The organism is Burkholderia sp. LMG 13014 (assembly GCF_905232215.1).
Taxonomy (GTDB): domain Bacteria; phylum Pseudomonadota; class Gammaproteobacteria; order Burkholderiales; family Burkholderiaceae; genus Burkholderia.
The window spans coordinates 1-13,321 of sequence record NZ_CAJNKE010000122.1 but is presented as its reverse complement, the minus strand read 5'-3'; the positions used below and the strand labels follow the sequence as shown (position 1 = coordinate 13,321).

Here is a 13,321-nt window from a genome sequence, read left to right as displayed (position 1 = left end):
CGCACTGCTGGCCGGCGTGGCGCTCGTGAACCTGCTGCCCGTCAATCCGTTCTTCGATTTCACGCTGTCGGGCTGGCGGCAGGGCCGCTATGTGCACTTCAACAGCCTCGCACGCTGGCTCGCGTGGATCTGGCCCTACGCGGCGCTGATCTGGCTCGGCCAGCGCGTCGAGCACGCATGGCTGCCGGCCGCGCTGCGCCGCTGACTCGGGGGCTCTGGCGGCGCGGTGGCGGTATCGTGGGCAGCGGCCTGCGCCGCTCGCTATAATCGTCCGCATCCTCTGCTGCCCCGCGCAGCGGCAACCGCTCCTCTTTCCGCACGGCCTCGCGCCGGGCTGCTCGTCACCATCATGGATTCCTACTACCAGCACCACGTCTTCTTCTGCCTGAACCAGCGCGAACCGGGCGCCGAACGCCCGAGCTGCGCGCAATGCGACGCGCAGACCATGCAGGAATACGCGAAAAAGCGCGTGAAGGAGCTCGGCCTCGCGGGGCCCGGCAAGGTTCGCATCAACAAGGCCGGCTGCCTCGACCGCTGCGAGGAAGGGCCCGTGATGGTCGTGTATCCGGAAGGCACGTGGTACACGTACGTCGACCAGGCCGACATCGACGAGATCGTCGAATCGCACCTGCGCGACGGCAAGGTCGTCGACCGCCTGAAGATCTGAGCGGGCCGGCCGAATGAACGTTCATACGCAGAAGTCGCTGATCGCGGGCCCGGTCGGGCAGATCGAAATCGCCGTCGACCTCCCCGACGCCGTGCGCGAAAGCGGCGCCGCGCCGCGCGGCATCGCGCTCGTCGCACATCCGCATCCGCTGTTCGGCGGCACGATGGACAACAAGGTCGCGCAGACGCTGGCGCGCACGCTCGTGCAGCTGAACTACGTCGTGTTCCGGTCGAACTTCCGCGGCGTCGGCGCGACCGAAGGCGTGCACGACAATGGCACCGGCGAGGCCGACGACCTGCTCGCGGTGCTCGCGCACATGCGCGCGCAGCCCGCGTATGCGGACCTGCCGCTCGTGCTCGCGGGCTTCTCGTTCGGCACCTTCGTGCTGTCGCACGTCGCGAAGCGGCTGCGCGACGCGGGCGAGACGATCGAGCGGATGGTGTTCGTCGGCACGGCCGCGAGCCGCTGGCAGGTGGCCGACGTGCCGGAGAACACGCTCGTGATCCACGGCGAAACCGACGACACGGTGCCGATCGCTTCGGTGTACGACTGGGCGCGGCCGCAGGAACTGCCGGTCGTCGTGATCCCTGGCGCCGAGCACTTCCTGCACCGCAAGCTGCACGTGCTGAAGCGCATCATCGTCGACGCTTGGCGCTAGCCATTGCGCGGGTGCCGGCATGACGCCGGCGGCCCGCATCGCGTCGTACACGCGACATCCGGCACGCGCCGGATGCGCGCCCCCCTCCGCGTGACATCGCGCCGCAGCGTGCGGCACAACCCGACTTCCATCCCGCCTGCGCATGCCTTTCGCACACCTTCGCGTGCGATGACGTGCGGCTTGCCGGCCCCCTGCGCCCGATGCGGATGTGCAACTGTCCGGCGCCAGGTTCGCGAAAACGCCCTGCGCGGCCACGTATAATGGCCGGATTCCGCGTCGCCCGCGGCCCGGCTGGGCCCATGCGGCGCTCGTTTCGCCGCCTGTCCGCCCGCTCGCGACGGCCGCGAACCGAACGCGCCCGCACGAGTCCAACCGGCGCGTTTCGCGTCGCCCGACGATTTTCGGGCGAGTGCCCGAAACGCCCGCCGCCTTGCCGTTCAACCCTGCGCGTTTCGCACCGCACTTTCTGCCATCAGCCTGAATCGATCATGCGTCTGTCTCCCCAAGGCCTCAAGTCCCTCGCTTCTTCCATCGCCTTCGGCACCGCCGCGCGCAACGTTGCGCTCGGCGTGATGCTGCCCGTCGCGCTCGCGTCGACGATCGTCGTCGCCGAGGCGAAGCCGGCCGCCAAGGCCAAGGCCGCGCATGCGGCACCGGCGGCCACCGAACAGTTCACCGGCGCGCCCGCGACCTACATGCCGGGCGCGGTGCCGCCGCCGGGCGTGAATGCGCACTCGTGGGTGCTCGTCGATGCGACCAGCAACACGGTGCTCGCGTCGGGCAATGCCGATGAACGCGTCGAGCCGGCTTCGCTCACCAAGCTGATGACGGCGTACCTCGTGTTCGAGGCGCTCGACAAGAAGAAGATCTCGATGGAGCAGATCGTCACGCCGAGCGAAGCCGTGCGCCGCGTCGGCCGCGACGAGTCGCGCATGTTCATCGAAGCGAACAAGCCGGTGTCGGTGCACGACCTCGTGTACGGGATGATCATCCAGTCGGGCAACGACGCCGCGATCGCGCTGGCCGAACTCGTCGGCGGCAGCGAAGGGCAGTTCGTCACGCTGATGAACGACGAGGCACAGCGCCTCGGCATGAAGGGCACGCACTTCGCCGACGTGAACGGCATGCCCGACCCGAACCACTACACGACGGCCGGCGACCTCGCGAAGCTGTCCGCCCACCTGATCCGCGATTTTCCGCAGTACTACAGCATCTTCTCGGAGAAGGAATTCAAGTACAACAACATCCGCCAGGGCAACCGCAACCGCCTGCTGTGGCTGGATCCGACGGTCGACGGCCTGAAGACGGGCCATACGCAAGCGGCCGGCTACTGCCTGATCGCGTCGGCGAAGCGCGCGATCCCGGGTGTGGACGGCCAGCGCCGCCTGGTGTCGGTGATGATGGGCGAGCAGAAGGAAGGCGAGCGCACGCAGGACAGCATGAAGATGCTGAACTACGGCTACAGCGCGTTCGATTCGGTGCGCCTGTTCAAGGGCGGCCAGGCGATGTCGACGCCGCGCATCTACAAGGGCAAGGAAAACACCGTGCAGGTCGGCGTGAAGGGCGACCAGTGGGCGACCGTGCCGCGCGGCCTCGGCGACAAGATCAAGACGGAAGTCGACGTGAACGCGCCGCTGATCGCGCCGCTCGCGGAAGGCCAGCAGGTCGGCACCGTGAAGATCGTCGCCGACGGCAAGACGCTGTCCGAATTCCCGGTCGTCGCACTGCAGGCCGTGCCGGAAGCGGGTATCTTCGGGCGTATCTGGGACTCGATCCTGCTGATGTTCAGCAAGAAGAAGTAAGCACGACGGGCCTTTGTTTTTACGACTTCATCCCCATCTGTCATAGCTATGAGCCAAGCCGAATTTGAACCGATCGTCTACCTCAGCGTGTCGTCGCAGGAGGAAATGGTGCCGCTGTCGGAAGCCCGTGTACCGGTGCTCGACCGCGGGTTCATCTTCGGCGACGGCGTGTATGAAGTCGTCCCCGTTTATGCGCACGACGGCGCGCACGTGCCGTTCCGGATCGAACAGCATCTGGCGCGGCTCGAACGCAGCCTGAAGAAGATCGGTATCGTCAGCCCGCATGACAACGCGGGCTGGCGTGCGCTGATCGAGCGCGTCGTCGCGGCGAATGCCGAAGGGCTCGGCGACGGCAACGCGCTCGTCTACCTGCAGGTGACGCGCGGCGTCGCGAAGCGCGGCCACGCGTTCCCGGCGAATGCGGTGCCGACGGTGTTCGTGATGACGAGCCCGCTGCGCCTGCCGTCCGCCGAAGAACGCGAGCAGGGCGTGCGCTGCGTGACGGCAGAGGATCGCCGCTGGCTGCATTGCGACATCAAGTCGATCTCGCTGCTCGGCAATGTGCTGATGGCGCAGCATGCGGCCGAACGCGATGCGTTCGAGACGCTGCAGCTGCGCGACGGCAACCTGACGGAAGGCTCGTCGTCGAACGTGTGGATCGTGAAGAACGGCGAGCTGCTCGCGCCGCCGCGCAGCAACAAGATCCTCGAGGGGATCCGCTACGCGCTGATCGAGGAGCTGGCGGACGAATGCAAGATCCCGTTCGTCGCGCGCGAGATCAGCGAAGTGGAGTTGCGCGCAGCCGACGAAATCATGATCACGTCGGCCACGAAGGAAGTGCTGCCCGTCACGTCGCTCGACGATCTGCCCGTACAGGGCGGCAAGCCGGGCCCCGTGTTCGCGGCGTTGTATGACGCGTACCAGCGCGCGAAGGCGCGCGAGTTTGAACAGTTTGACCTAACCCGGAGAAAGTGATGAGCGAACCGACCAAAACCATCGAGGTGACCGGCGCGATCGATACCCGGAAGGAGTCGCTGCTGGAGTTCCCGTGCGATTTCCCGATCAAGATCATGGGCAAGGCGCACCCGGAGTTCAAGGACACGATCTTCAAGGTCGTCAGCGTCCACGACAACGAAATCGACGTCGAGAAGATCGAGGAGCGCGCGTCGAGCGGCGGCAACTACACGGGTCTCACGATCACCGTGCGGGCGACCAGCCAGGCACAGCTCGACGACATCTACCGTGCACTGACCGGCCATCCGATGGTCAAGGTTGTGCTCTAAGCGCCCGCCATCCTCCTTCCTGCGCGCACTCGGCGGGGGTCTTCCCCGCCGCGCGCCGCGCGTCCAGCTCGTCGCACAGCCGCTGGTATTCGGCGACTTCCTGAAGCAGCCAGGTCCTGAACGCCTGCACGCGCGGCGTGTTCAGGAGCGGCGGCGGACACACGAAAAAATAGTGCCACGGGCTCGGCCCGTCGATGTCGAACAGGCGCACGATGCGCCCGTCGAGCAGGTCGTGCACCGCGAGCGAGCGGCGCACCAGCGCGATGCCCTGGCCGTCGATCGCGGCCAGCAGCAGGTTCGACGAATCCTGGTACAGAATCCCCCGTTTCGGCTCGGTCAGCGTCTTGAGCCCGGCCGCGTCGAACCACGGCCGCCACAGTTCATCGTCCGAGCGCAGCAGGTTGTAGTGGACGAGATCGGCCGGCGTTTGCGGCAGCTTGCCGCCATTCAGCGTCGGCGCGCACGCCGGAAAGAACACCTCGTCGAACAGCGGCTCGACATGCAGCCCCGCGTAGTTGCCGTGGCCGAAGCGGATCGCGAGATCGACGTCGTCGCGCGCGAAATCAGTGAGCGAGTTGGTCGACTGCAGTTCGACGTCGATTTCCGGATGCCGCTCGATGAACGTGCCGATACGCGGCGTGATGAAGCGTGCGGCGAACGACGACAGCATCGACACCACGAGCCGCCGGTCGCGGTCGTTCGCGCGCACGTCGCGGGTCGCGTCGGCGATCACCATCAGCGCGGTGCGGATCTGCTGCGCGTAGCGCATGCCGACGTCGGTCAGGCACAGTCGCTTGCCGTTGCGCGTGAACAGCTGCACGCCGAGTTCCTCCTCGAGCGCGCGTACCTGGTGGCTGACCGCGCCGTGCGTGACGTACAGCTCGTCGGCGGCGCGCGAGAAATTCTCGTGACGGGCGGCGGCTTCGAACGCGCGAATCGCGTTCAGCGCAGGTAGCTGGCGGAGGTCCATTTGCTAATTTTCCTCACATCGACGTGAAAATTGGTCGTTTTGTCAGACGCCTTGAAGTGACTACGATTGTAGCCATCGAAGCACTTATTGGCGGAGTCGATCATGCAAGAAATTTCTTCAAGCATCACGTTCGAAATCCCCGCGGGCGAAACCGTGCCGATGAAGGTACAACGCAGCACGCGGCTGGTGGTCCAGTGCGGGCCGGTGTGGGCGACGCGCAGCAACGACGTCAACGACTACTTCCTGGTCGACGGCGAAACGCTGAAGCTGCGCCGCGGCGAGCGGCTGTGGCTCAGCGCGGAAGGCCGGGAGGGCACGCGTGTGGCGTTCTCGGTGTCGCGTCCGCCCCGGGAAGTCGCGCTCGGCGGGCTGGCACGGCTGCGCGAACGCGTGACCGCGCTGCTCCACGACGGGTGGCGCACCGTCTGACCATCATTTCCTCCGACGGATACCGGCGATCCGTCCCCCTCCAAGGCCGGCGAGACCCACGGGTTTTCGGTAAACTACCGCCCATGTCCGTTTCGCCGGTTTCCATCGTGTCCACGCCTGTTGCCGTTTCCGCATCGTCCGCCGGGTCCCCGGATCAGCCGGCTCCGCCGGTCACCGTGCGCTGGCGGGGCGTCGAGACCTACGAAACGAGCTTCGACGCGATGCGCGCGTTCACCGACACGCGCACGGCCGACACCGGCGACGAGATCTGGCTGGTCGAGCACCCGCCCGTCTATACGCTCGGCCAGGCCGGCGACCCGGCCCACCTGCTGGTGGCCGACAGCGGCGTGCCGCTCGTGAAGGTCGACCGCGGCGGGCAAATCACTTACCACGGCCCCGGCCAGATCGTCGCCTACCTGCTGCTGGACCTGCGCCGGCGCAAGCTGATGGTGCGCACGCTCGTGACGAAGATCGAGGAGGCCGTGATCGAAACCCTTGCGGCGTATAATCTCGCTTCGGTCCGCAAGGCGGGCGCGCCCGGGATCTACGTGGCATCCGGCGTGCACGAGGGCGCGAAAATCGCGGCCCTCGGCCTGAAGATCCGCAACGGCTGCAGCTATCACGGGCTGAGCCTGAACGTGAAAATGGATCTGCGCCCGTTTCTTGCGATCAACCCGTGCGGCTATGCCGGACTGGAAACTGTCGACATGGCGAGCCTCGAGGTTGCCGCCGACTGGAACGACGTCGCCCACACGCTGGTGCGCCGTCTGATCGCCAACCTCGACGGCGCATCCGCGGCCGCCGACAAGCCGCAGGCACTGGAACAACATTCGAATGACTGACGTTACCGCTTCCCCCGCACCGGCCGATTCGGCCGCGACCCCTGCCTACGATCCGACCGCCAAGCAGAAGGCACAGGCGAAGACGGCGCGCATCCCGATCAAGGTCATTCCGATCGAGAAGCTGAAGAAGCCCGAGTGGATCCGCGTGAAGGCGGCCACCGGCAGCTCGCGCTTCAACGAGATCAAGACGATCCTGCGTGAGCACAACCTGCATACGGTGTGCGAGGAAGCGAGCTGCCCGAACATCGGTGAATGCTTCGGCAAGGGCACCGCGACGTTCATGATCATGGGCGACAAGTGCACGCGCCGCTGCCCGTTCTGCGACGTCGGCCATGGCCGACCCGATCCGCTGGATCCGGACGAGCCGAAGAACCTCGCGCGCACGATCGGCGCGCTGAAGCTGAAGTACGTGGTGATCACGAGCGTCGACCGCGACGATCTGCGCGACGGCGGCGCCGGCCACTTCGTCGAGTGCATCCGCGAAGTGCGCGAGCAGTCGCCGGAAACGCGCATCGAGATCCTGACGCCGGACTTCCGCGGCCGTCTCGACCGCGCGATCTCGATCCTGAACGCCGCGCCGCCGGACGTGATGAACCACAACCTCGAAACGGTGCCGCGCCTGTACAAGGAAGCGCGCCCGGGTTCGGACTATGCGCACTCGCTGAAGCTGCTGAAGGACTTCAAGGCGCTGCATCCGGACGTCGCGACGAAGTCGGGCCTGATGGTCGGCCTCGGCGAAACCGAAGAGGAAATCCTGCAGGTGATGCGCGACCTGCGCGCGCACGACGTCGACATGCTGACGATCGGCCAGTACCTGCAGCCGTCCGAGCACCACCTGCCGGTGCGCGCATACGTGCATCCCGATACCTTCAAGATGTACGAGGAAGAGGCGTACAAGATGGGCTTCACGCACGCGGCCGTCGGCGCGATGGTGCGTTCGAGCTATCACGCCGATCTGCAGGCGCACGGGGCCGGGGTGGTCTGAGCGCCGTTGCTTCGCCGTCTTCCGGCGAACCCGAAAAAGCCCGCAGCGATGCGGGCTTTTTTGTTGGCGCGGACGCCATGCCTGCGTTCGCACGGCAATCGCCACCGGACCGGACGCGCAATCCGGTCGAGCGTGGAAAGCAAAGCTGAAACGGCATCGATAGCTTCGCAGGATAAGTTCGCTCCCGCCGCGCGCAAAGCTCCTATAGTCGGCTCTCCCGCAGCAATGCCCGCATTTCGAAGGAGAGCCGCATGTCCCGTTTCAGCTTCATCCGCCGCGCCGTCGTCGCGCTGACCGCCTTTGCCGCGCTCGGCGCGGCGCACGCCGAATCGCGCGAAGTCGTGATCGCGTACCAGGACATGGTGGTGCCGTGGCGCTACGCGCAGGCGAGCGGTGAAGTCGAAAAGGCGACCGGCTACAAGGTCACGTTCCGCAAGCTCGACAGCGGCGCCGACGTGATCCGCGCGCTCGCGTCGGGCTCCGTGCAGCTCGGCGAAGCCGGCTCGAGCCCGATCGCGGCCGGGTTGTCGCAGGGGCTCGACATCTCGCTGTTCTGGGTGCTCGACAACATCAACGACGCCGAGGCGCTCGTCGCGCGCAACGGCTCGGGCGTCACGAACGTCGCATCGCTGAAGGGCAAGAAGATCGGCGTGCCGTTCGTGTCGACGTCGCATTTCCACACGCTCGTCGCGCTGCAGGCCGCGGGCGTCAATCCGAACGACGTGAAGATCGTCAACCTGCGTCCGCCCGAGGTCGCGGCCGCGTGGGCGCGCGGCGACATCGACGCGACCTACATCTGGGATCCGGTGCTCGCGAAGGTCAAGCAGTCGGGCACCGTGCTGACGACGTCGGGCCAGGTTGCGAAAGAAAGTGGCAAGGCGACTTTCGACGGCTTCGTCGTGAGCCGCAAGTTCGCGCGCGAGAACCCCGAGTTCGTCACGCGCTTCGTGAAGGTGCTCGCGGCTGCGGACGCCGACTACCGCGCGCATGCCGCTGCGTGGAAGGTCGGCTCGCCGCAGGTCGCGGCGGTGGCGAAGGTATCGGGCGCGAACGCGCAGGACGTGCCGGCCAGCCTCGCGCTCTACGCATTCCCGACGCCGGCCGAGCAGGCGTCGCCGACGTGGCTTGGCGGCGGTGCGCAATCGGGTGCCGCGAAGTCGCTCGCGGCGACGGCCACGTTCCTCAAATCGCAAGGCACGATCCAGACGGTGCTCGCCGATTATTCGACCGGCGTCGATCCGCAGTTCGTGCAGAAGGCCGTGCGCTGAGCGCGGCGATCATCGCGGAGTCCTGAGCATGAGCACGCTGGAAGTCCGTCAGGTATCGGTTGCCTATCCGGGCGAGCGCGGCAGGCCGACGACGCAGGCGCTCGCGCGCGTCGACCTGCGCATCGATGCCGGTGAATTCGTCGTCGCGCTCGGCGCGTCCGGGTGCGGAAAGACGACGCTCTTGAACTGCATGGCCGGCTTCGTCGCGCCGACGACCGGCGACGTGCGCGTCGATGGCGTACCGGTCACGGGCCCCGGCGCCGATCGCGGCGTCGTGTTCCAGAAGTACGCGCTGCTGCCGTGGCTCGATGTACTCGACAACGTCGCGCTCGGGCTGCGCTTCGCACGCGTGTCGAAGGCCGAACGCGAAGCGCGGGCGCGGGAGATGCTCGCCCTCGTCGGGCTCGACGGTCATGCGCATGCACGCGTGTACGAGCTGTCGGGCGGGATGCAGCAGCGTGTCGGCATTGCGCGTGCGCTCGCGAGCGACCCGCGCGTGCTGCTGATGGACGAGCCGATGGGCGCGCTCGATGCGATGACGCGCGGCACGATGCAGGCGCTCGTGCTCGACGTGTGGGCGCGCACCGGCAAGACGGTGTTCTTCATCACGCACGATGTCGAGGAGGCATTGTTCCTCGCGACGCGTCTCGTCGTGATGACGCCCGGCCCCGGCCGGATCGCGGAAACCTTCGAACTGCCGTTCGCGCGCCGCTACGTCGAGTCGCGCGATGCGCGTGCCGTGAAGTCGTCACCGGATTTCATCGCGTGGCGCGAGCGGCTGATCGCGTATCTGCATCGCGACGAGGCAGCCGAGGTGGCCGCGTGATGCACGAACTCGCGCGACAGGGCGCGTCGGTCGGACGCGGTCGGATCAGCACTTTGCACAGGCAGGACAGCATGAGCACGCAGGATTCGTGGACGGCCGGCGGGACGGCCGCAGGGGTCGAGCAGGGCGATCGCACGCGCACTCGGGCGGCCGAGCGTCGTGCGCCGTCGTCGCGTCGCTACCGGTTGCCGGGGGAGGGGAAGACGGCGGCCTTGAGCACGGCGACGGTCGCCGCGCTGGCCGTGCTGTGGTGGGTCGCCACGCATCGCCAGTGGCTGCCGCCGCTGTTCCTGCCCGCGCCGGAAGCGGTGTGGGCGGCCTTCGTCGACGCATGGCATGGCCGCATCCAGGGCGGCCTGCCGTTGTCCGAGCACCTGCTGTGGAGCGCGGCGCGCGTATTCGGCGCATTCCTGCTCGCGACCGCGATCGGCGTGCCGGCCGGCATCCTGATGGGCGTGAGCCGCGTCGCGCGCGGCGTGCTCGATCCGCTGCTCGAGTTCTACCGGCCGCTGCCGCCGCTCGCGTACCTGCCGCTCGTCGTGATCTGGTTCGGCATCGATGAAACGGCGAAGCTCGTCGTGATCTTCCTCGCGTGCTTCGCGCCGATCGCGATGGCCGCGCGCGCCGGCGTGCGCGCCGCGACGGTCGAACAGATCAACGCCGCGTATTCGCTCGGCGGCAGCTTCGCGCAGATCGTGCGCCACGTCGTGCTGCCGGCCGCGTTGCCGGAAATCCTCACCGGGCTGCGGATCGCGATCGGCTTCGGCTGGACGACGCTCGTCGCGGCCGAGATGGTCGCCGCGACGGCCGGGCTCGGGCAGATGGTGCTCAACGCATCGAGCTTCCTGCGCACCGATATCGTCGTGATGGGCATCCTGATCATCGGCGCGATCGCGTGGCTGTTCGATCTCGCGATGCGCTGGGTCGAGCGGCGGATCGTGCCGTGGAAGGGGCGGGGATAAGCGCGGGTATCGCCCGGGCGTCGTGGCGATGGACAGGACGGGTGGCCGGGGAGGGAATCCGGTTCGACCCGTTGCGCACGGTCATTGCGACGCGGCGCGCAGCGGGGCCGTCACGGGCGCGACCGGGTCAAGCCGTCATGCCGTCGTGCCGCGACGATAGAGGCTCAGTGCCACCGCCAGTCCGGCCAGCATGCCGGCGCAGCCGCGATTGAGCCATTTCAGCGCGCGTCCGGACATCGCTTTCATCACGTGATAGCCGCTCGCTGCGTAGATCGCCATCAACAGGACGTCGATCGTCGCAGTGAGGATGGCCAGCGTAGCGTACTGGGCTGCGACGTTCGCTTCGGGCTGGATGAACTGAGGCAGGAAGGCCGAGAAAAACAGCAGCCCTTTCGGATTGGACAACGCGACCAGCAGCGAACGCTTGAATGCCGACCGGCCGTTCCGTGCACCGTCGGCTGGCACGACATCGGCCGACGGCAGCGTCGCGGGGGCGTGCCAGAGTGCCCATGCGAGGTACAGCAGATACACGGCGCCCGCCCACTTCAGCATCACGAACAGGTGCTCCGACGCTTGCATGATCGCGCCGAGGCCGCATCCGACCGCACCGATCAGGATCAGGTCCGACAGCGCGGCGCCGGCGATTCCGTAAGCCGCGATGCGCAGGCCGCGCGTGGCGCCGTTGTTCAGTGCCAGCAGCATCGTGGGGCCTGGCGTGACCGTCACGGCGGATACCGTGATGACGTACAGCAGGAGTGTCGTCGAGTTCATGTCGCGGCTTCTGAACGGGTAGCGGAAGCCGTCAGTTTAAACCTGGCCGGATGCGCGGCATGGGTTCACTCCGCGCCCGTTCGCCAGGCGGATCGCGCTGCCGGATCGCACACGCGAGTCGAGCGGCGCGCGGGGGGCGCCGCTCATCGCCCTCAATCCCCCATCGCGATCCCTTCCCGCCGCGGATCCGCGCCGCCGAACCACACCGTCTGCCCCTGCACGTTCAGCCGCTGGATCCCCTGCAGGCCCGAGTTCATCTCGACGACCTGCACGTCGTGCCCGCGGCCCTTCAGCCCGTCGGCGAGTGCTTCCGACACGCGGCCGCGTTCGAGCTGCGTCGGCCCGTTCATCGACCCGAAGTTCGGCAGTGCGATCGCCTGCTGCATCGTCATCCCCCAGTCGAGCACGCCGACCAGCGTCTTCGCGACGTGATTGATGATCGCGGGGCCGCCGGCCGAGCCGACGACCATCGTCACCTGCTTCGTCTTCTTGTCGAACACGAGCTCCGGCGACATCGCCGAGCGCGGCCGCTTGCCCGGCTGCACGCGGTTCGCGACCGGCCGGCCATTGTCGTTCGACACGAACGAGAAATCGGTGAGCTGGTTGTTCAGCATGAAGCCGCGCACCATCAGCCGCGAGCCGAATGCGTCCTCGATGCTGGTCGTCATCGACAGCGCCTGGCCGTAGCGGTCGACGATCGCGATGTCGGACGTCGACGGCAGCTCGGGGCTGCGGTCGTCGGCCATCGCGAGCGTCGCGCCTTGCGGCGTGCCGGCCTGCGCGACGCCCATGCTGCTGTCGCCGATCAGGTGCGCGCGCTGCGCGAGATAGGTCTTGTCGGTGAGGCTCGCCCAGTTGCCGCCGGGCAGCGGCACGAAATCGGGATCGGCGACATAGCGTGCGCGGTCCGCATACGCGAGGCGCCCGGCTTCGCTGAACAGGTGCGCGGCGAACGGTGTCGGCTCGTAGCCGACGTCGTTGCGCACCGGCTTCTGCGCGCCGATCTGCTGCCAGTCGGGCATCGCTTCGAGGATGCCGAGCATCTGCGCGATCGCGAGGCCGCCCGACGACGGCGGCGGCATTCCGCATACGACCGAGCGCCGGTAATCGGCGCACAGCGGCGCGCGCACCTTCGCCTTGTAGCGCGCGAGATCCTGCAGCGACAGCAGGCCCGGGTTGGTCGGGTGCTTGCGCACCTTCGTGACGATGTCGCGCGCGATCGCGCCGCTGTAGAACGCGTTCGCGCCGCGGTCGGCGACCTGGCGCAGCACGGTCGCGAGCGCCGGGTTCTTCAGCACCGTGCCGGCCGCCTTCGGCGTGCCGTCCTGGTTGTAGAAGTACGCGCGCGCGGCCGGGTCGTTCTTCAGGTACTTGTCGTTCGCGATCAGCATCGCGAGCCGCGGGCTGATCGTGAAGCCGTGTTCCGCGAGCCGGATCGCCGGCTGGAACAGCCGGCGCCACGGCAGCTTGCCGTGCGCGCGGTGCGCGGCGTCGAGCATGCGCAGCACGCCCGGCGTGCCGACCGAGCGCCCGCCGACGACACCTTCGTAGAAGCTCATCGGCTGGCCGGTCGGCCCGTAGAACAGGCGGTCGGTCGCGGCGGCCGGCGCGGTTTCGCGGCCGTCGTACGCCTGAGTTGCCTTGCCGTCGAAATACAGCATGAACGCGCCGCCGCCGATCCCCGACGATTGCGGCTCGACGAGCGCGAGCACCATCTGCGTGGCGATCGCCGCGTCGATCGCGGTGCCGCCCGCCTTCAGCATGTCGTAGCCGGCCTGCGTCGCGAGCGGGTTCGCGGCCGCGATCATGACGTGCTGCGAGGTCCAGCCCGGCTTGTCGGTCCAGCCGGACGACAGCT

The 13,321-nt window shown here is 67.7% G+C and carries 14 protein-coding genes and 1 pseudogene; 12 read left to right on the top strand and 3 right to left on the bottom strand.

Going from position 1 to position 13,321, the window contains the following annotated elements:
* The 6 genes and pseudogenes from JYJ84_RS15240 to JYJ84_RS15215 form a co-directional block, all read left to right on the top strand.
* Window positions 1-205 (top strand): annotated as a pseudogene (locus JYJ84_RS15240) (teicoplanin resistance protein VanZ); the annotation flags it as partial.
* A gap of 144 nt (window positions 206-349) precedes the next feature.
* Entirely contained in the window at window positions 350-667 is a 318-nt protein-coding gene (locus JYJ84_RS15235; RefSeq protein WP_011694422.1) for a ferredoxin, read from the top strand.
* 13 nt (window positions 668-680) lie between these two features.
* On the top strand, window positions 681-1,325 hold the full coding sequence (locus JYJ84_RS15230; RefSeq protein ID WP_034198940.1) for an alpha/beta hydrolase: 645 nt from the start codon (window positions 681-683) through the stop codon (window positions 1,323-1,325).
* A 488-nt stretch (window positions 1,326-1,813) separates the two neighbouring features.
* Window positions 1,814-3,127 carry a D-alanyl-D-alanine carboxypeptidase family protein gene (locus JYJ84_RS15225; protein ID WP_122946361.1) on the top strand — a complete coding sequence of 438 codons (1,314 nt, stop codon included), beginning with the start codon at window positions 1,814-1,816 and terminating at the stop codon, window positions 3,125-3,127.
* A gap of 48 nt (window positions 3,128-3,175) precedes the next feature.
* The gene (locus JYJ84_RS15220) at window positions 3,176-4,102 is read left to right on the top strand and encodes a D-amino acid aminotransferase (RefSeq protein ID WP_122946360.1); all 927 of its coding nucleotides are present in this window, start codon (window positions 3,176-3,178) and stop codon (window positions 4,100-4,102) included.
* Window positions 4,102-4,410 carry a YbeD family protein gene (locus tag JYJ84_RS15215; protein ID WP_122946359.1) on the top strand — a complete coding sequence of 103 codons (309 nt, stop codon included), beginning with the start codon at window positions 4,102-4,104 and terminating at the stop codon, window positions 4,408-4,410. Before JYJ84_RS15220 ends, JYJ84_RS15215 begins: the two co-directional genes overlap by 1 nt.
* Here JYJ84_RS15215 and JYJ84_RS15210 read toward each other — a convergent pair.
* Entirely contained in the window at window positions 4,394-5,380 is a 987-nt protein-coding gene (locus tag JYJ84_RS15210; RefSeq protein WP_175223280.1) for a transcriptional regulator GcvA, read from the bottom strand. The two genes, JYJ84_RS15215 and JYJ84_RS15210, sit on opposite strands and share 17 nt — an antisense overlap.
* Window positions 5,381-5,482: 102 nt before the next feature.
* Between JYJ84_RS15210 and JYJ84_RS15205 the strand changes: the two genes are divergently transcribed.
* From JYJ84_RS15205 to JYJ84_RS15180, 6 genes are all read left to right on the top strand, one after another.
* Window positions 5,483-5,809: a DUF2917 domain-containing protein gene (locus JYJ84_RS15205; protein WP_122946777.1), complete on the top strand. Its 327-nt coding sequence runs from the start codon at window positions 5,483-5,485 to the stop codon at window positions 5,807-5,809.
* 83 nt (window positions 5,810-5,892) lie between these two features.
* Window positions 5,893-6,651, top strand: coding sequence for a lipoyl(octanoyl) transferase LipB (lipB, locus tag JYJ84_RS15200; RefSeq protein ID WP_175223293.1), 759 nt, complete (start codon window positions 5,893-5,895; stop codon window positions 6,649-6,651).
* Window positions 6,644-7,636: a lipoyl synthase gene (gene lipA, locus JYJ84_RS15195; RefSeq protein ID WP_039346279.1), complete on the top strand. Its 993-nt coding sequence runs from the start codon at window positions 6,644-6,646 to the stop codon at window positions 7,634-7,636. The genes lipB and lipA overlap by 8 nt, the downstream gene beginning before the upstream one ends.
* A gap of 251 nt (window positions 7,637-7,887) precedes the next feature.
* On the top strand, window positions 7,888-8,904 hold the full coding sequence (gene tauA, locus JYJ84_RS15190) for a taurine ABC transporter substrate-binding protein (RefSeq protein ID WP_175223281.1): 1,017 nt from the start codon (window positions 7,888-7,890) through the stop codon (window positions 8,902-8,904).
* A 28-nt stretch (window positions 8,905-8,932) separates the two neighbouring features.
* Window positions 8,933-9,730, top strand: a complete 798-nt coding sequence (locus JYJ84_RS15185) for a taurine ABC transporter ATP-binding protein (protein ID WP_174946573.1) — start codon at window positions 8,933-8,935, stop codon at window positions 9,728-9,730.
* Window positions 9,730-10,692 carry an ABC transporter permease subunit gene (locus tag JYJ84_RS15180; RefSeq protein WP_174962793.1) on the top strand — a complete coding sequence of 321 codons (963 nt, stop codon included), beginning with the start codon at window positions 9,730-9,732 and terminating at the stop codon, window positions 10,690-10,692. Before JYJ84_RS15185 ends, JYJ84_RS15180 begins: the two co-directional genes overlap by 1 nt.
* Window positions 10,693-10,827: 135 nt before the next feature.
* On the opposite strand, the gene JYJ84_RS15175 is transcribed toward JYJ84_RS15180, so the two are convergent.
* Together JYJ84_RS15175 and ggt are read right to left on the bottom strand one after the other, a co-directional pair.
* Window positions 10,828-11,463, bottom strand: a complete 636-nt coding sequence (locus JYJ84_RS15175; RefSeq protein WP_175223282.1) for a LysE family translocator — start codon at window positions 11,461-11,463, stop codon at window positions 10,828-10,830.
* A gap of 152 nt (window positions 11,464-11,615) precedes the next feature.
* Window positions 11,616-13,321, bottom strand: a 1,706-nt coding sequence (gene ggt, locus JYJ84_RS15170; RefSeq protein WP_205189260.1) for a gamma-glutamyltransferase, incomplete at its 5' end; no start/stop codon positions are given.

Excerpts from the sequence above, each read along its gene's own strand:
- JYJ84_RS15235 (WP_011694422.1), top strand. The coding sequence starts at position 350 with ATGGATTCCTACTACCAGCACCACGTCTTCTTCTGCCTGAACCAGCGC.
- JYJ84_RS15230 (WP_034198940.1), top strand. The coding sequence starts at position 681 with ATGAACGTTCATACGCAGAAGTCGCTGATCGCGGGCCCGGTCGGGCAG.
- JYJ84_RS15225 (WP_122946361.1), top strand. The coding sequence starts at position 1,814 with ATGCGTCTGTCTCCCCAAGGCCTCAAGTCCCTCGCTTCTTCCATCGCC.
- JYJ84_RS15220 (WP_122946360.1), top strand. The coding sequence starts at position 3,176 with ATGAGCCAAGCCGAATTTGAACCGATCGTCTACCTCAGCGTGTCGTCG.
- JYJ84_RS15215 (WP_122946359.1), top strand. The coding sequence starts at position 4,102 with ATGAGCGAACCGACCAAAACCATCGAGGTGACCGGCGCGATCGATACC.
- JYJ84_RS15210 (WP_175223280.1), bottom strand. The coding sequence starts at position 5,380 with ATGGACCTCCGCCAGCTACCTGCGCTGAACGCGATTCGCGCGTTCGAA.
- JYJ84_RS15205 (WP_122946777.1), top strand. The coding sequence starts at position 5,483 with ATGCAAGAAATTTCTTCAAGCATCACGTTCGAAATCCCCGCGGGCGAA.
- lipB (WP_175223293.1), top strand. The coding sequence starts at position 5,893 with ATGTCCGTTTCGCCGGTTTCCATCGTGTCCACGCCTGTTGCCGTTTCC.
- lipA (WP_039346279.1), top strand. The coding sequence starts at position 6,644 with ATGACTGACGTTACCGCTTCCCCCGCACCGGCCGATTCGGCCGCGACC.
- tauA (WP_175223281.1), top strand. The coding sequence starts at position 7,888 with ATGTCCCGTTTCAGCTTCATCCGCCGCGCCGTCGTCGCGCTGACCGCC.
- JYJ84_RS15185 (WP_174946573.1), top strand. The coding sequence starts at position 8,933 with ATGAGCACGCTGGAAGTCCGTCAGGTATCGGTTGCCTATCCGGGCGAG.
- JYJ84_RS15180 (WP_174962793.1), top strand. The coding sequence starts at position 9,730 with ATGCACGAACTCGCGCGACAGGGCGCGTCGGTCGGACGCGGTCGGATC.
- JYJ84_RS15175 (WP_175223282.1), bottom strand. The coding sequence starts at position 11,463 with ATGAACTCGACGACACTCCTGCTGTACGTCATCACGGTATCCGCCGTG.